We start from the raw sequence: 17,624 nt of genomic DNA, 5'->3' as shown, positions 1-17,624 counted from the left end.
CTAGCTTGGAGAATGAAGACGATGATTAAGAACTTAATAAATGGTAAATGGGTTGAAAGCAAGGAGACGTTTCAAACCTTTAACCCTGCGACGGGAGAAGTGCTTGCCGAAGTAGCCCATGCGTCCGATACACAAGTCGCAGAAGCGGTTGCCGCTGCAAAAGCCGCGTTTCCAGCTTGGGCCAACATGCCCGTTGCTAAGCGTTCTAAAATCATTGAAAAAATGGGGGATTTGATTGCTCAGAATGTCGATGAATTGTCTGCTTTAGAAACCGCTGATACAGGTTTGCCTCTCTATCAAACTCGTAATGCGCTTGTGCCGCGAGCGTCTAACAACTTCTATTTCTTTGCCGAGAAGTCTCGCCAAATGAATGGTCATACCTATCCAATGGATGACCAAATGCTGAACTACAGTTTGTACCAGCCAACTGGCGTGTGTGCTTTGATTTCACCATGGAACGTTCCTTTTATGACCGGAACCTGGAAAACAGCACCTTGTCTTGCATTGGGGAATACGGCGGTCATAAAGCAGTCTGAACTGTCACCTTTGACAACAGACTTTTTAGGTAAGATTGCCCTTGAAGCCGGGGTTCCTGCGGGCGTATTTAATGTGGTTCATGGTTTTGGTGGGACAACCGGAAACGCCTTGATCACGGACCCAAGCGTCAATGCCATTTCGTTCACTGGCGGTACCGCAACGGGTAAACACATCATCGCGAATGCGGGTCTGAAGAAGTTCTCCATGGAGCTGGGCGGTAAATCCCCCGTGATGATTTTTGATGATTGCGACTACGAGCGTGCCCTAGATGCTGCCGTATTCGGTATTTTTTCCATTAATGGTGAACGTTGTACTGCCGGTTCTCGTTTGTTTGTTCAAGAAACTATTTACGACAAGTTCTGTGATGATTTCGCTGCTCGTGCCGCCAAAATCAAAGTTGGCGATCCAAACGATATGCAAACCCAAGTGGGCTCCTTGATCTCTAAAGCGCACTGGGAAAAAGTCACTGGCTATATCAAGTTGGGCATTGAAGAGGGTGCGAAGCTTATTGCAGGGGGCCCTGATAAACCACTTGATGAGCTTCCAGAACACCTAAAAGGCGGCCATTTTGTACGTCCAACCGCTTTCCGCGATGTTACCAATACCATGCGAATTGCTCGCGAAGAAATCTTTGGCCCTGTTGCTGTGATTATCCCATTTAAGGACGAAGCAGACGTTGTGAAGATGGCCAATGACAATGATTACGGATTGGCTTCCTACTTATGGACTCAAGATGTCAGCAAAGTACACCGCATTGCGCGTCAAGTAGAAGCGGGCATGATGTTTGTTAATAGCCAAAACGTGCGAGATCTTCGAACCCCATTTGGTGGTATGAAAGCGTCTGGCACAGGGCGAGAAGGGGGAGATTACAGTTTCGAAGTCTTCTGTGAACCTAAAAACGTCTGCATCAGTATGGGCAGTCATCACATTCCGAAATGGGGTGTATAGGACACCATTACCATGCAGAGAGACGAGGTTCTCTCTGCATGGTATTACTGAATACTGTGTCAATCTTGAAGAGAAAATTGACTTTCACCCTATTTCTAAAGCGTTTCACGATTATGTGGTTCCTGTAAAAGTAGGGACAATTTTTTAAGGTATAACACCATTTTTGTGCGCAGACGTGGTTCGCTTGGGGTTGATCATAGTTGTTAGTTCCATCGCGCTTGTGTTACCTGAAATTTTGTATCGATAATTATAAAAGTGGAGAAGCCGTATGGGTAAATTAGCTTTTGCAGCAAAAATAACGCATGTTCCCTCTATGTACCTTTCAGAGCTTGATGGTCCTCAAAAAGGATTTCGCCAAGCCGCCATTGACGGGCATCACGAGATATCGAAGCGTTGTCGAGAACTGGGTGTGGATACCATTGTCGTGTTTGATACGCACTGGTTGGTTAATGCCAACTATCACATTAACTGTGCTCCACACTGGGAAGGTGTATACACGAGCAACGAGTTACCTCACTTTATCAATAATATGCCGTATGAGTTGGATGGTAACCCTGAGCTAGGTCGTCTCATTGCTCAAGTATGTAATGAGCAAGGGGTGGAAACCTTAGCCCATGATGCAACCACCTTGGCACCAGAGTACGGAACGTTAGTACCAATGCGATACATGAATGAAGATCGTCACTTTAAAGCGGTCTCTGTATCGGCGTTGCTAACGGTTCATTATCTCAATGACTCGGCTCGTTTGGGGTGGGCGATTCGTGAAGCAATTGAAAAACACTATGATGGCACGGTGGCCATACTTGCCAGTGGTTCGCTTTCTCACCGTTTTGCGCAAAATGGTCAAGCCCCAGATTTTTCCACCAAAGTGTGGAGTCCATTCTTAGAAACTTTGGATCACAGAGTGGTTGAAATGTGGGAAAACGCAGAGTGGAAAACATTCTGTGAGATGCTGCCTGAATACGCCGCAAAAGGACACGGTGAAGGGTTTATGCATGATACCGCCATGTTATTGGGCGCATTAGGTTGGTCGGATTATGATCAAAAAGTAGAAGTGGTGACCCCATACTTTGGTAGCTCTGGTACGGGGCAGATCAATGCTATTTTTCCTATCTCACCACAAACGGGAGAGGCGGTTCCTGGCCCGCAAGCCTCTGTTGAAAATGGCTCGTTTGTTTATGGTAAAAGTCGCTTGTAATGTTAGCGCTTGGATAGCCGTTACAAGTTAATCAGAGGAAACAATCTTCTTTGAGACTTTTGCACTTGCCAATACTTTGTTAAAAACAGACTCAAAATGCTCATTTATAGCGATAAACTCCGCTTTCTCGTCTGTTTTTGCCGCGTCTCGGTGTTGCTCGTGACATCGTGCAAAGGTCTCTTCTTTATTAATAAAGCATCTAGTGATTGTGACCATGGGCATGATGACAATCGCTATCAGTGATTCGATTTTTCATTTTCCTGATTAACGATAGGAGAATGAGTAAAGCAAGTAATGCGCCAGCTGATAGTGTTACCAAAGTGGGTAGTAGAGTCTCTTCTTGGCCGACTTGTGGCATCACTTGAATGTTAAATTGTGCGACCGCTAGGTCAACCAAGTAACCGAAGAAGAGTGCACCACCCAATACGCCAGTTAAATACCCCATTAGGGCTCGTTTACCGAGCTCTTTGCTGACAACGCCAAGTGTTGCGATGTTTGTTGCGGGTCCTGCCATCATGAAAACCAACACGGCTCCTGGTGAAACGCCTGCTAAGAGAAGCCCCGCCGCGATGGGGGTGGAAGCGGTCGCACAGATATACATTGGTATAGATACGATTACCATCACCAGCATTGCAAGCAGTCCGTTCCCCCATTGTGATAAAAAACCATCTGGTAAGTAGGCTTGCACTAACGCTGCGAAGCCTAGGCCAATCAATAACCAAAGGGCGGTGTCATCGAGTAACTCTGTCGTTGAGTAAACAAGCCCCGAGCGTATTTTACTGGCAATGCTGCTGGGTTCTTGTTTCCCATCATGGTCTTGACCGCAACAAGAAGAGGTTGTTTTCGTGTTCGATGAGCAACCGCTTGTATTGGTCTCTTGTTGTTGATTTGAGCAACAGGTTTTAGGTATTGATGTGGTTTGACTGTCTTTGACTTCGTCTTTACCAACCAATATTCCTGCAATAATGGCACTGCAAACCGCAGCAATAGGGCGAACAATAGCCATGAATGGCCCAAGCAATACATAAGACACCGAAATGGAGTCTACTCCCGTTTCAGGCGTCGACACGAGAAAAGAGGTGGTGGCTGCTTTTGATGCACCTGCACGACGTAAGCCTACCGCCGCAGGAATCACCCCACAAGAACAGAGAGGGAGTGGGGCGCCGAATAAGGCGGCTTTTATGGTGGTTTTTAAGTCATGTCCCCCGAGTTGGGCTGTCATCCAAGACATGGAAACAAACATCTTTAACATGCCTGCAAGGACAAGTCCGATGAGTAGCCAAGGAGCAGACTCTAAAAAAAGCACGTAGAAATGTTCTAAAAAAATCATCTTAGTGTGCCTCATGATGGTGATGTTCATGGCGAATCTGGCTGGTATCAGACTCCAGAGCCTCTAAAATCGTACAGTGCTCGGCGCTTTCTTCGCCGCCACAACAAGCGTCTGATAAACGTTTTAGGGAGGTCTGAAAGCGTGTTAATTCGGCGAGTTTCTGCTCCACATCAATCAGCTTTGCATCCACTAATTCTTTAACATCCGCGCAGGCGTTATTGGCTTTATCCACTTCAATGGACAATAACTCACGTATCTCCGCCAAACTAAACCCCACCCCTTTTGCGCGGAGAATGAACTGTAGTATTTCCTTGTCTTTTTCCGAATAAAGACGGTAGCCTGAATCGGAACGATTAGACGGGCTCAGTAGGCCGTTCTTTTCGTAAAAACGCAGTGTGTCATTATTGATTTTGCAGGCCTTTGCCAATTCGCCAATTCGATACATAGTAATGACCCTCTCCATGAGCGATGACAGTAAGTAGTGAATGAGTAATCAGTATAAACCTTTGAGTTAAGTCACAGGTCAAGGCGTTTTTTATCGAATGAGGGTTTTTTCACGACATCTGTCCATGCGCAACAAAATAAGACAAACAAATGGAGCAGAATCGACTAGATTTATAGAACGATCTATCAAATGTAACTGTCTGCAGTAATTGTGATGAGTTTATAGGGATGGAATTAGGGTGTCTGTATGAAAAAGATGTCGACTGTTTTAATTGTAGACGATGTTCCTGAGAATTTGCGTGTACTGAGCGACGTTATCGCCAGCGAAGAATGTCAGGTCATGGTTGCCAATTCCGGTGAGCGAGCATTAGAGCTTTTAGAGCGAAATAAGCCGAATTTGGTACTGCTTGATGTCATGATGGGCGGGATTGATGGCTTTGAAACCTGCCGTCGGATTCGAGCGAACCCCGTATTAGTGGATTTGCCGGTTATTTTTGTCACAGCCCTTGTTGATGATATTACTAAAGGGTTTGCTGCTGGTGGGAATGATTACATCACCAAGCCTATTCGAGTCGATGAAGTTCGAACTCGGGTGGAAAACCAATTGGAGCGCTTCCATTTATTGCAACAACTTAAAGAGTTAAATAACACGCTTGAAGAGCGAGTGCGTGAACGAACTCAAGATCTCAATGCCGTTAACCGTAGTTTGCAAAAAGAGGTTAGCGAGCGCCGTTATATGCAAGATCGCTTAAACTATCTTGCCCAGCATGATTTTGTCACCAAACTTTATAATCGAGATGCCTTAGAAGAGCACGTGACCCACCTGATTGCAGGTGTTCAGCATAAGTCGAATGTGAGTGTGCCTTACTTTGTCCTCATTGATATTAATGAGTTTCGTTTGATTAATGATGCTTGCGGTTGCGTGGCGGGCGATAGTTTGTTGTTTCAAGTCGCTCAGATTATCAATCAAATTGCAGACCCCAAAAAATATTATTGTGCGCGCCTTACAGGCGATAAATTTGCTATCGCGGTAGGCCGAAGCCGCGCACAAGATATCGAAGCCTTTTTTGAACAGCTCAACACGGAAATAGAGCATTTTGTTTTTACTTGGGATGGTCGAAACTTTCCGACATCCATTACGCAAATTGCGATTCCCATTACTATAGAAATGGTGACCTTTGAACAGGTCATTATGATTGCCGATGAGGTGAGTTACGCTTCGAAACAATCTGGTTCTTATCAGCGAGTAGTAGTTGATGAAAAAGAACTGGCCCTTGATGAACGTCGTAGTAATTTAAATTGGGCGTTAACCATCATCGATGGGTTAGAGAAAGATTTATTTGAAGTGCATTTTCAACAGGTTTTTTCCCTTGATAGCGATAATGAAGATAAGAAAAAACGCATTGAGATATTGGTGCGACTGCGAGATGACAAAACGGGTGAGCTTATTTATCCGAATGATTTTATCCGTTCAGCAGAGCGCTTTGGTATTGTCTCCAAAATAGATCGCTGGGTTATTCAGAACACTATGATGCAATTGGCTGAACGTCCTGAACTTTGGAATAGCATTGACCAAGTGGCTCTAAATGTGTCGGCTTTGTCTGTGAGAGAGCCGGATTTTGCCTCTTTTATACTAGATACTTTACAGGAGTATCAATTGGAGGGGGATAAATTTTGCTTTGAAATTACCGAAACTGAAGCGCTCAATAACTTCACGGAAACGCGCTATTTTATGTCCTTGCTGCATGAGTCTGGCTGCAGTATTGCTCTAGACGATTTTGGCACAGGGTTCTCGTCTTTCTCTTACCTAACCGACTTACCGTTCGATGTGATCAAGATAGATGGTGAGTTTATTCGAGATATGCATGTGAATAGCATTCATCACGGTATGGTCGATTCTATTGTTAAACTGGCTAAGATGCTGAAAAAACCTGTGGTGGCTGAGTTTATTGAACATCAAGAAATTGTAGAGGCCCTACGGGAATTAGGGGTGGAATGGGGGCAAGGGTATCACTTTCATCGACCTGAAAAATTATAGCGGAGGCGCTTGGAATGCCTGATTTTGAGTTGTTTGATTGGGTGCTGTTTTTGTTTGTTGTGGTCTTCTTTATTAGTTCGTTGTTGTTGGCTAGACAGTGGCGAGCTTTGTCATTGGAAAAAGAGAGACATTTTAGAGCCATTCATAATGCCCAGTTTGGGTTATGGCAATGGTTTATTCCATCTGATCGCTTTGAACTGTCTTTGGATTTTATTGAAGGGTTTGATGAACTGCATCTACAAGTACAAACAAAAGATGATTGGTTAAGGCACTTAAGTGAGTATGATAAAGAAGCCTTTATTGACTGGCTGATGGCAATAAAAGAAGGGAGTTCAGAGCCTGGCTTACGTTTGAGTATGAGTTCTGAACATGGCGTTGCTCATTGGATAGAGATGCGTGGAAGTGTGGTTGAAAGCGATGGGAATAATCAGCCGACCTGTATTGCTGGTACCGTTCATTGCATTTATCACCTTGTGGCGCTGCAAGAGTCATTCTTAAAAGAGACCACTCGTAAAAATAAGTCGATGACCACAGAAGAAGCTCTTTATTACCTAGGAGAAAGTCAAGGGGAGTTGGAGGAGGAATTTGAGACAGAATGGTCTAGCCATGTGGCCTCTGCTTCTAAAAAAGATCATCATAATTCGACCATAATTAATGAGCTGCATATTGACCCTGCCTTACAAAAAGAAGCTCAACAACAGCAAAGCCAAAGTTATTTTCTGGCAAATATGAGCCATGAAATTCGTACGCCGCTAAACGCCATTATTGGCTACGCGCAACTATTGAGTGAAGATACGCACTTTGAGGGCGTTGCTCATACTAGGTTCAAAGCGATTATTGCCGCAGGTGAGCGCTTATTAAATATGCTCAATGATATTATTGATATTGCGCGTATTGAGGCAGGTCGTTTGGATCTGCAAGGCCACAAAATCAAACTACATAAAGAAATTAACCAAGCGATTGACGTGATTCGCCAAATGGTCAAAGACAAAGGTCTTGATCTTAAGGTGGACAATCAAATTAATGAAGGTCTGTGTGTTTGGGGGGATTCTGTTAAGTTACAACGCATCTTCCATAATATTCTAACCAATGCGGCGAAGTTTACGCATCAGGGTGATATCTCTGTCAGTGCTTTATATGAAAACGAAATCTTGCGTCTAACGGTTCGGGATACGGGGGTAGGCATGGACGAACAACTCATCGAACATTTGTTCACGCCCTTTGTTCAAGCGCGAAATAGCGGTGCTGAAAAGAGTTCAGGGCTGGGCTTGGCGTTAACAAATACTTTGGTGAAGTTAATGGAAGGGCAGTTAAACATCGACAGTGTTTTAGAGGAAGGGACGAAGGTGACTATCCTGTTGCCTCTTAAAGAGGAGGTGGAAGATATTATGCCGATCTTATCTGGTGAAGATATGAGCCATTTGCATTTGAATCGAAGTATTCAGGTCTTGGTGGCAGATGATGATGATTGGTCTCGGGATATTCTTGTTACATTACTCGAAAAAGCCGGGTGTCAGGTTTGGGAAGCTGAGAATGGAGAAGAAGCTCTGGCGCTGTTCAAACAACATTCTCCCGGTCTGGTGTTGACCGATATTCGCATGCCCAAGATGGATGGACGTGAGTTGCTGCAAGAAATCAGGGCGCTTCCTCAGGTAAAGCCTATTCCCATCATTGCCGTAACAGCTTCGACACTGATTCAAGAACACCAAGCCCTAATCGATGTCGGCTTTTGGGAGGTGGTATCTAAACCTTACAAAGTAGCAGAGCTTTACCAAAGCTTGGTCAACCATATTGAGGATTTGGCCTTTGTTCATAACGAAGGGGCACAAGAGACGGATGAACGTAATGACGGTCATTACCTTCAGACTGCTGAGGATATGAAAGCTGCCCCATTGGTGACGAGTCTAACCCCTGAAAATTGGCGACCACTCCTACTGGCTGCCAAGGAAGGTGATATGCAGCGAGCAGAAAAGTGTTTTCATGCCATCTATCACAACATGCCAAGTCAGCAGCGTCATGCAATTAAACAGGCATTAGAGCAGTTTGATTTAGGATTAGTTGAGCGGCATGTGAAACAGTATTGTCCAGAAGCGATTAAGCATGATTTAGGGGATGTGTGAGCAAATAGACAGATGTTTGTCATGTCATATGGTTAATGTTTAGCTGAGAGCTTTGCGTTTGACTTAAAATGAGGCCTGTTCTAGTGTCCCTACAAGACAAACTGGATAAAAACCGCCTACAATAGGGCGGTTTTTTCATGTCACTCATCGAGTGCTTGATTGGGTTTATGCCACTCTTTTTGATCATATGAAACAGGTAACGCCAACATGAGCAGTTTAGCCCATTGTAATTTTCCCTTTACCGCCGTTGCCGGGCAAGAGTCTTTGAAGCTTGCTCTTATTCTAGTAGCGATTAATCCGAAAATTGGTGGAGTGCTCATTAGTGGGCCACGTGGTTCGGCGAAGTCGACCCTAGCTCGTGGTTTATCCGGTGTTATGCCAACGCTGAATAATGAGGCGTTTGTGCCGTTTACAACGTTGCCTTTAGGAGCCAGTGAAGATCGTCTGTTAGGGGCGTTAGATCTAGAGCAGGTTTTGCAAGACAAGGAGGTGGTGTTCAAACCTGGGTTGTTAAGCCGTGCCCATGGCGGTGTTTTGTACATGGATGAAGTCAATTTGTTGGCAGACCATTTGGTTGATCAATTGTTGGATGTGTCTGCCAGTGGCGTGAATCGTGTCGAACGTGATGGTATTAGCCACGAACATGAGGCAAAGTTTTTGTTGATCGGTACGATGAACCCAGATGAAGGGGAATTGCGTCCACAGTTGCAAGACCGTTTTGGTTTGATGGTGTCCTTGAGTAACCAATACAGTTTAGAAGAACGAGTACAAATCGTGCGATTGCGTGATGAGTATGATCAAGACCCCAAAGGTTTCTGTGACGCGTTCAAATACAAACAGCGTAATCTCAGACACAGTGTGAAAGCAGCCAGAGAGTTGCTAACAAAAGTACGCTGTGCTGATGCCTTGCGTATGGATATTGCCACTCGGTGCTATGAAGCCAATGTGGATGGTGTGCGAGCCGATATTGTCTGGGTGCGAGCTGCCATGGCGCATGCCGCTTGGCGCGGGGCACTGACGGTTTCGATTGATGATATTCAAGCGGTTGAAGCGTTTGTGTTGGACCACCGTCGACAGCCTCATCAGCAAGTCCCTCCTTCTAGAGTGCCGCCATCGCGCCGCCCCGCTGACTCTTTTAAAGATCCAAAAATGCCGCCTTCACAAGCACCAAACAACACCCGCAGCGAGCAGAAAGAGGATCAAGCCTCACAAGGCGAATGGGGTAGTATGACACCAGAAAGTGCAGAGAGTCATGGTCGAATACCGCTTCCCGCAAGTGATATTTCCGCTCGCTCCCCATCGTCTAGTTCGTTGATCAGTGAGGTGACGCCGGGAAAGCACCGAGGTAAACATCAGGGTGGCTATCGCCCTGATGCTTCCACAAATAGTGTGAGTGTGGACTGGTTTCGAAGTCTAACGAAAAACCCGCAAACTTGGCCACCAGAAAGTCTAACATCCAAAATGGCCAATACAGGCCAGCCTGTTTTGCACCTTGTTTTGTTGGATGCTTCTGCCTCTACGTTGAGTCAAGGGAGTTTTGCAAAAGCCAAAGGGGTGATTATTGACATTGCAAAGCGTGCCTATCTCGCTCGAGAGTACATGGCCATTTTAGGTTTTGGTCAGGACGGGATCTCATCGGTTTTGCCTAGAGTACGCGCCCCCAAAGAGATCACCGAGTTACTAGATCAATTAAGCGCGGGTGGCGGCACACCGTTTCGGCTGGTCATCGACAAGGCTCGGCAATACTTAAGCCTGCAACATAAGCGTCAAACGGGCTTATTAAGTCGCACCTATATTTTGACCGATGGCCGCACCCAAGCGGATTTGTCAGACTTTTCAGGGTCTGACAATGGGGCTTTATTGGGTGACTGTGTACTGATCGATACCGAAAACTCGGCCATTAAACGTGGTCGTGGACAAGACATTGCCCAACAGTTAGGGGCGCAATACATATTATTGAATTCGATTTTAGGGACACCATCATGATCAGGTCAATTGCCGCGCAGTGTCCGGCACTTTTTTTAACCGCACCAGCTTCCAATCAGGGGAAAACGACCATTACAGCGGCCTTGGCTCGGTATTTTACGAAGCAGGGTAAGGTGGTACGTGTGTTTAAAACGGGGCCTGATTATCTGGATCCACAAATTCTGGCTCAGGCGTCTCAACAACCTGTAGAACAGTTAGATATTTGGATGGCCGGAGACGATTACTGCCAAGATAGACTCTATCGTGCTGCCCAAAAAGCGGACTTGATTCTTGTTGAAGGGGCGATGGGCATGTTCGATGGCGAGCCCTCCAGTGCCGATTTAGCCGCGCGTTTTGATATCCCTATGGCGATTGTGATGGACGTAAAGGGCATGGCACAAACGGCGGCGGCGGTTGCCTCCGGCCTAGCGAACTTTCGTCATGATGTTGAAATTGCGGGTCTGATCGCAAATCGCTGTGGCAGTGAGCGCCATGCTCAACTGATTCGTGATGCATTGCCTGATAATTTGCCCTTACTAGCAACGCTCAAGCGTGATGAAGAGGTGACGTTGCCAGAGCGCCATCTAGGGTTAGTGCAAGCCGAGGAAGTCAAAGATGAATTAGAACTGCGTTTTGAAGCCGCTGTCGATTGGTTGCAACAAAGTGAGGATAAAGGCTTATTAGCGCTGCCTAAAGTTGTGTCTTTTCAACCCGCGAAAAAACCAGTAAATACTATAAAGACTGAGCCATTACTGCAGGGAAAAACCATAGCCGTTGCCAAAGATGCAGCCTTTAGCTTTATCTACGACGCCAATGTAAATGTGTTAACAGATCTAGGGGCGAAGGTGGTCTTTTTCTCGCCATTAAATGATGCAGGGTTGCCCGAAGCTGATGCTTTATGGTTGCCAGGTGGCTACCCAGAATTGCATGCTAAGGCGTTGTCAGAAAACGTCAGTATGCGCACGTCCATTCAGGCATTTTACCAATCCGGTCAGCCGATTTTAGCCGAGTGTGGTGGCATGCTTTATAGTTTAGAAACCCTGACGGATTTAGATGAAAGCGAGTACCGCATGTTAGGCATTCTGGAGGGACAAGGCGCGATGCGCGGGAAGCGTGGCTGCCAAGGCATGCAAACAGCTGTTATGCCAGAAGGTGATGTTCGTGGACATGCCCATCATCGATCCCGTAGCGCCAATACTCCTACACCTGTGGGTTATGGTCGCCGTCAGCGTCATCCTGCCCCGGGGGAGCCAATTTATCAGCAAAAAGCGTTAACGGCGAGCTATCTACATTTGTTCTTTCCCTCTAATGTGGAAGCGACTGCGCAGTTATTTTTAAAGCAAGCTTCGTCCTTAGTGAGCGAGTAAGGCTAGGTAATTATGTGGCCAGAAAGTGCTGACGAGCCTGCTCCCCTTCGCACAGGGTTGACCACAGGAACCTGTGCAACAGCCTGTTGTGTGGCCGCGGCACAAGCACTTTTAGGTGGTCATCAAACCTCACAGGTGAGTGTGACTTTACCTAAGGGGCAAACGGTTGAACTGACCATTGAGTCCTATCAAGCGTTGGACTTAACCTTGGAAAAGGGTATTAGAACGTCAACGGTTAAGGATGCAGGAGATGATCCAGACGCGACCCATGGTGCAACGGTGTTCGTTGAGCTGTGTTTGACAGCCGAGCAAGGGGTTCAGTTTTTTGCGGCTCAAGGGGTCGGTACGGTAACCCGAACGGGCCTTGTATTAGCCGTTGGTGAACCTGCCATTAATCCCGTGCCTAGAAACATGATGGTGAATCATTTGACCGAGTTCGCCAAACGTTATGATTATAGCGGCGGCTTTGCCGTTTCTGTCGGCGTGGTCAATGGTGAGCAAATTGCCCTGAAAACCATGAACCCTCGTTTGGGCATTGTGGGAGGGCTATCTATTCTTGGCACCACGGGAATTGTGCGGCCTTTTTCTTGCGCTGCTTACATTGCTTCGATCCATCAAGGGATTGATGTGGCCCGAGCCAATGGTCTGACACATATTGCGGCCACGACGGGCAACGCCAGTGAAGTGGCAATAAAACAGCATTATGGCTTAACAGACATGGCCCTGATTGAAATGGGTGACTTTGTTGGCGCCGTGCTAAAGCATATTCGAAAAGTGGAGCACGCTGCCTCGATTCAATTAAGCAAACTCAGTATTTGTGGCGGCTTTGGTAAAATCAGTAAACTGGCCCAACAGCATATGGATTTAAACAGTCGAGTCTCTAGTATTAATTTAGAGGCCTTGGCGGATCTTGCGGCGACTCTGGGTGCCGATGAATCACTACAAACGCGTATGCGAGGGGCCAATACCAGTGTGGAAGCCTTGGCGTTGTTTAAGCAACATGCTAATGGCAACCAAGAAAATTTGGCGGATGCCGTGTGTCAGCAGGCGTTGTTGTTTGCTCGCCGCTATATTCCTGATCATATGGCATTGGAAGTGTGGTCGATTGATCGCAAAGGCCAGTTTGTAGGCTTTGCCACCGATACAAAGATTGAATAGAGGGGATGATGGCGTTGGATGCAAAAGAGCGAACAAAAAAACTGCTGCTACTTGGTGGAACGGCGGATGCCAGACGGCTGGCGGATGCGCTGCATCAAGCGGGCATCCGTGTGATATACAGTTTGGCTGGCTTGGTGCGCGTTCCTAAAGTGGATTGTGAATTAGTGGTCGGTGGCTTTACGCAATTTGGTGGGTTAGCCAACTATCTAACCGAACAGAATGTTGCTGCTATTTTGGACGTCACCCATCCTTACTCGCAAACTATGAGCAGCAAAGCGGTTGAGGCCGCTAGGGAAGTTGGTATCCCTTGTTGGCGTTTTCATCGCCCAGCGTGGCAAGCTGTCGCGGGAGATCAATGGCGTTATTATGACGACGATGAAGCGCTTATTTTGCAATTAGCCCATTTTAAGCGTCCATTACTGAGTGCGGGTCAAGTGAACGAAGACTCGTTGCTGCGCATTTTACAGTTGCCAAGTATTGAATATGTGGTGTGGCGAACGGCAGTGACGCCTGCATTTGATCTGCCTAGGGCAGTACATTGGGTAAAGGCCATTGGGCCTTTTCACCTCGAAGAAGAACAGCAATTATTGCAGGCTCAACAAGTGGATGTCATTGTCAGTAAAAACAGCGGGGGCAGCGCCACCTATGCTAAGTTGGAAGCGGCCCGAGCGTTATCTATCCCTGTTTTGCTACACACAAGGCTACGCTTGCCGGAAGCGGATCAAGAATTCAGCGACACAGATAAGTGCCTGCAAGCGTGTTTAGCGGCTTGGGGGAACATCATTCCGACTTTTAAAACTCAACAAAAAGACAACCAACAGTGACTCAAGATACTTTTTCTCAACGGGTTTCCGACAAAGCTTATCAATATGAGAACAACCCTCAGGCGATTGAGCAGGAGAGCTTTCGGCAAATTCGCGAACTGACCGATTTATCGGCTTTTACTCAAGATCAACAACAAGTAGTGATGCGAGTGGTGCACAGTTTAGGCTTTCCTGATGTGTCGACCCAAATGCGTTTTAGCCAACATGCCACCCAATCAGGGCGAGAGGCGTTAGCAAAACATTGTGCCATTTTGTGTGATGTGGAGATGGTCAAGCAAGGTGTGACCAAACGCATGATAGAGCGTGAACCCTTGTGTTTTCTAAACGATCCTCGTACTGCTGAACTGGCAAAAAACAAAGGGGAAACTCGCTCTATGGCGGCCTTGAGTTTATGGCAAGACACTCTAGCGGGCAGTGTAGTACTTATTGGTAATGCGCCGACAGCGCTGTTTCGTTTATTGGAGATGGTTGCACAAGGGGCGCCCAAGCCCGCTTTAATTATTGGTATGCCGGTAGGGTTTGTGGGAGCGGCTGAGTCGAAAGAGGCGTTGTGGCAAGCCCATGAAAGGCTTGGCATCGAATGCATGACGTTGCTTGGTCGCATGGGGGGCAGTGCAGTGACTTCCGCCAGCTGTAACGCTTTATTGCGTTGCAATATTCAAGAGTATTATTAATGGAAGTGGGCAGTAAATATAATTGATGGAAAAAGCGCAGATGAAAATACACGTTGTTGGCCTTGGGGTCGCGGAACAGGCGATACTCTCGGAAGAAGCGCAATCACTGCTTGCGAATTTATCTGCCAAGGACATTGTCTTGGGGGCCTCTCGTCAACATGACACCATTGCTCACTATGCTCACCAAGCCCAGAGACAGACGTTACCTAAGCTAACACAATTGGCAGAGTTGTTTGTGCAGTGGCAAACCCAAGGGGCTGAGCAGGTGGTGGTTTTAGCGTCGGGGGATCCTCTTTATTACGGTATTGGGGCTTGGTTAGTACGTACTTTTCCGTTTGAATCCTTATGTTTTTATCCCAATGTGTCCAGCGTGCAAGTGGCTTGTCATCGTCTTGGTTTGTCTTTGCAAGACGTTCAGGTCGTGAGTTTGCATGGCCGTCCACTTGCCAGTTTGCGTCGCCATTTGCAGTCGAACAAAACCTTGGTATTACTGACCGACCAATACAGCCAACCGAAACAGATCGCTCAAGAATGTAGCATGGCTGGGATGGATCACAGTGAAATAACGGTGTGTGAGGCGCTAGGCTATGCCCATGAAAAAGTACGAACCTTTGTTGCCAAAGAGGGGCTTGAGAATGACGCTGTGTTTGATCCATTGAATGTGATCGTGGTGAAAACCAGTCAACAAACGTCAATTTACCCAAGTGCCCCAGGTATTCCAGATGTGTCTTTTATTACCGATAAAGGTGAAGGGAAAGGCATGATAACCAAGCGGGAAGTACGTCTGGCGGTTTTGTCTTATATGAATATCAATCAGGATGACACGGTTTGGGATATTGGTGCAGGTTGTGGTGGCGTTAGTGTGGAGTTGGCCTATTGGCATCCTCATAGTCGGATCATTGCCATTGAGCATCATGCCGAGCGTTTGGCATGTTTAAGGGCCAATCAAGAGCGCTTTGGTGTTGTTCAGAATTTGTCTATTGTGGCGGGTCGGGCTCCTGATGCGCTGGTGGATTTGCCCTTACCGAATAAAGTCTTTATTGGCGGCAGTGATGGGGAGCTCTGCGTTTTACTTGAGAGTGTTTGGTCGATTTTACCGCTTGGTGGCACGTTGACAGTGAGTGCTGTGACCGAAGAGACTAAATACCAAGTCATGCAATTTGTTCAGCAACGTGATCTAAAGCAAGACGCAAACGAACAGAGTGTGCAATTGTCTATCAGTAAGGGGGAGCGACTAGCTGGGCAACGCATGTTTCGTCCAAATTTGCCCGTGAGTCTTTTTCATTTTTCTAAGCTTAGTGGTAAAGTCGCGCCCCATTATCATTATGTTCTCAAAGAAAGCACGAATGCCTTTAAGGAAAACGCCCAATGAATGGCATGGACACAGAAGAAAAACAGGGTCGATTTATTGGTGTCGGTGTCGGACCAGGCGACCCTGAGTTAATTACCCTAAAAGCCTTACGTTTAATTCAATCCGCCGATGTGATCAGTTATCTTGCGAATGCCGAAGGAGGTTCTCAAGCAAAAAGCATTGCCTGTGAAGCGTTTGTTGGTGTGGCTCATAAACAGCATGAAATAGCCATCGTGATGCCCATGTCTACCGACCGTCAGTTGGCTAACGACGCTTATGATCGCGGTGCTAAGGCTATTGCCCATGAATTATCACAAGGTAAGGATGTGGTATTTTTATGCGAAGGGGATCCTTTGTTTTTTGGTTCCTTTGCCTATTTATTAGAGCGTTTAGAAGGACGCTTTGCATGCCAGGTGGTACCTGGAGTGTCCTCCATCAATGCGGCATCGTCAGCCCTGAATCACCCGTTAACGGTTTTAAAAGAATCGTTAGCTGTAGTGAGTGGGCGTCATTCGCCAGAGCAAATTGATAGTGCACTTGAGCAACATGATAGTGTCGTCATTATGAAGGCAGGGCGAGCGCGTCCGCGTATTTTAATGGCCTTGCGTAAGACCAATCGACTACAGGATGCGAAATACCTAGAGTATATCGGTCGCGACAATGAGCGTATTGTTCATGATGTATCGACCTTGGAAAATGGTGCTGGGCCGTACTTTTCACTTTTTGTCGTGACCAAATCGGAGCGAGGCACCCGATGATTCGAGTGATTGCGTTAACGCCAGCCGGAAAAGAACTGGCCCAGCGCTTACGGACTTTTTGGCCCGACAGTGTCCTAGACTATAAACCAAAGCCGTTCGCGGAGCAGGTGCAAAGGGCATTTGAACAGGGGGAGTCGCTGATTTTTATCTGTGCCACTGGCATTGTGATGAGAACGCTTGCTCCTGTGATCCAAAACAAGCGTCAAGATCCTCCGGTGTTGGTATTGGATGAAGAAGGCAAATTTGTCATCCCGCTTTTGTCTGGTCACGAGGGGGGAGCCAATGAGTGGGGAGCACAAGTGGCACAAGCGCTTGGTGCCCAATTGGTGATGACGACGGCAAAACCTTATCTGAATCCGGTTTACACTCTTGGTATGGGGTGTGAGCGTGGTTGTCCGTTGGCGTTTCTTGAAAACTTAATGCTCGATGCGTTAGATCAAAAAGGCTTAACCCCAAGTGATATTAATTCACTCAGTAGCATTGATATTAAAGCGGATGAAGTAAATCTTATCGCGTTAGCGGAAAAATACGGTTGGGCCTTTCATACCTTTTCAGCCGATCAGCTCTCTACTATGGAGACCTTCCTTAGTTCTCGTTCTGAATACGTTTATAACACCGTTGGCGTCTATGGTGTGGCGGAATCCGCCGCTTTGTTTGCTGCCCACAATGTGACGGGCTCAGAACCCGAGCTAATGCTTAATAAAATCAAAAATGCCAAAGCGACTTGTGCTATAGGGCGTTCCTTTCCATAAAGCTGATGACGTTTAATCATCAACAATCGGTGGCATTTTTCTGAGAAATGGCAGTGTGTTACTGGCATGTTTTTGTGCTGGTTTTTCATTGTAAAGACTGGATGAGTATAAGGTGATGTTTGATAGAAGCGACATGCTATTGATGTCGTGACAGCAAAGT

At 46.6% G+C, this 17,624-nt stretch carries 14 protein-coding genes; 12 read left to right on the top strand and 2 right to left on the bottom strand.

From position 1 onward, the window contains the following. The first annotated feature begins 21 nt into the window (after positions 1–21). Together hpaE and hpaD are read left to right on the top strand one after the other, a co-directional pair. Positions 22–1,485 carry a 5-carboxymethyl-2-hydroxymuconate semialdehyde dehydrogenase gene (gene hpaE / locus AC0VYI_RS17065; RefSeq protein ID WP_475444380.1) on the top strand — a complete coding sequence of 488 codons (1,464 nt, stop codon included), beginning with the start codon at positions 22–24 and terminating at the stop codon, positions 1,483–1,485. Between the two features lie 268 nt (positions 1,486–1,753). Next, complete coding sequence (hpaD, locus tag AC0VYI_RS17060; RefSeq protein ID WP_475444378.1) at positions 1,754–2,683, top strand: 3,4-dihydroxyphenylacetate 2,3-dioxygenase; 930 nt, start codon at positions 1,754–1,756, stop codon at positions 2,681–2,683. Positions 2,684–2,882: 199 nt separating this feature from the next. On the opposite strand, the gene AC0VYI_RS17055 is transcribed toward hpaD, so the two are convergent. Both AC0VYI_RS17055 and zntR read right to left on the bottom strand, forming a co-directional pair. Beyond that, positions 2,883–4,013: an SO_0444 family Cu/Zn efflux transporter gene (locus tag AC0VYI_RS17055; protein WP_475444376.1), complete on the bottom strand. Its 1,131-nt coding sequence runs from the start codon at positions 4,011–4,013 to the stop codon at positions 2,883–2,885. A gap of 1 nt (position 4,014) precedes the next feature. Then, positions 4,015–4,458, bottom strand: coding sequence for a Zn(2+)-responsive transcriptional regulator (gene zntR / locus AC0VYI_RS17050; protein ID WP_475444374.1), 444 nt, complete (start codon positions 4,456–4,458; stop codon positions 4,015–4,017). A 246-nt stretch (positions 4,459–4,704) separates the two neighbouring features. On the opposite strand from zntR, the gene AC0VYI_RS17045 reads away from it, so the two are divergent. The 10 genes from AC0VYI_RS17045 to AC0VYI_RS17000 all read left to right on the top strand — a co-directional run bounded on the left by AC0VYI_RS17045 (position 4,705) and on the right by AC0VYI_RS17000 (position 17,464). Next, a complete protein-coding gene (locus AC0VYI_RS17045) occupies positions 4,705–6,495 on the top strand; it encodes an EAL domain-containing protein (RefSeq protein WP_475444372.1) in 1,791 nt (596 codons plus the stop codon). A gap of 14 nt (positions 6,496–6,509) precedes the next feature. Further along, positions 6,510–8,615, top strand: coding sequence for an ATP-binding response regulator (locus AC0VYI_RS17040; protein WP_475444370.1), 2,106 nt, complete (start codon positions 6,510–6,512; stop codon positions 8,613–8,615). A gap of 207 nt (positions 8,616–8,822) precedes the next feature. Then, positions 8,823–10,601, top strand: a complete 1,779-nt coding sequence (locus tag AC0VYI_RS17035) for an ATP-binding protein (protein ID WP_475444368.1) — start codon at positions 8,823–8,825, stop codon at positions 10,599–10,601. Continuing rightward, positions 10,598–11,947: a cobyrinate a,c-diamide synthase gene (locus AC0VYI_RS17030; protein ID WP_475444367.1), complete on the top strand. Its 1,350-nt coding sequence runs from the start codon at positions 10,598–10,600 to the stop codon at positions 11,945–11,947. The genes AC0VYI_RS17035 and AC0VYI_RS17030 overlap by 4 nt, the downstream gene beginning before the upstream one ends. A gap of 12 nt (positions 11,948–11,959) precedes the next feature. Then, on the top strand, positions 11,960–13,105 hold the full coding sequence (locus tag AC0VYI_RS17025) for a cobalt-precorrin-5B (C(1))-methyltransferase (protein ID WP_475444366.1): 1,146 nt from the start codon (positions 11,960–11,962) through the stop codon (positions 13,103–13,105). Positions 13,106–13,110: 5 nt separating this feature from the next. Beyond that, positions 13,111–13,929, top strand: coding sequence for a precorrin-6A/cobalt-precorrin-6A reductase (locus AC0VYI_RS17020; protein WP_475444364.1), 819 nt, complete (start codon positions 13,111–13,113; stop codon positions 13,927–13,929). Further along, the gene (locus AC0VYI_RS17015) at positions 13,926–14,603 is read left to right on the top strand and encodes a precorrin-8X methylmutase (RefSeq protein WP_475444363.1); all 678 of its coding nucleotides are present in this window, start codon (positions 13,926–13,928) and stop codon (positions 14,601–14,603) included. The genes AC0VYI_RS17020 and AC0VYI_RS17015 overlap by 4 nt, the downstream gene beginning before the upstream one ends. 40 nt (positions 14,604–14,643) lie before the next feature. After that, positions 14,644–15,975: a precorrin-6y C5,15-methyltransferase (decarboxylating) subunit CbiE gene (gene cbiE, locus AC0VYI_RS17010; RefSeq protein ID WP_475444361.1), complete on the top strand. Its 1,332-nt coding sequence runs from the start codon at positions 14,644–14,646 to the stop codon at positions 15,973–15,975. Further along, positions 15,972–16,712, top strand: coding sequence for a precorrin-2 C(20)-methyltransferase (cobI, locus tag AC0VYI_RS17005; protein WP_475444359.1), 741 nt, complete (start codon positions 15,972–15,974; stop codon positions 16,710–16,712). Before cbiE ends, cobI begins: the two co-directional genes overlap by 4 nt. Then, complete coding sequence (locus AC0VYI_RS17000) at positions 16,709–17,464, top strand: cobalt-precorrin 5A hydrolase (RefSeq protein ID WP_475444357.1); 756 nt, start codon at positions 16,709–16,711, stop codon at positions 17,462–17,464. Before cobI ends, AC0VYI_RS17000 begins: the two co-directional genes overlap by 4 nt. Positions 17,465–17,624: the final 160 nt, after the last annotated feature.

This window comes from Marinomonas sp. 63XJN7_9_ISO-PGPR-S23-217, from assembly GCF_056173515.1.
The sequence above is the reverse complement of the archived record's forward strand: the minus strand, read 5'-3'. Positions and strand labels throughout refer to the sequence as shown.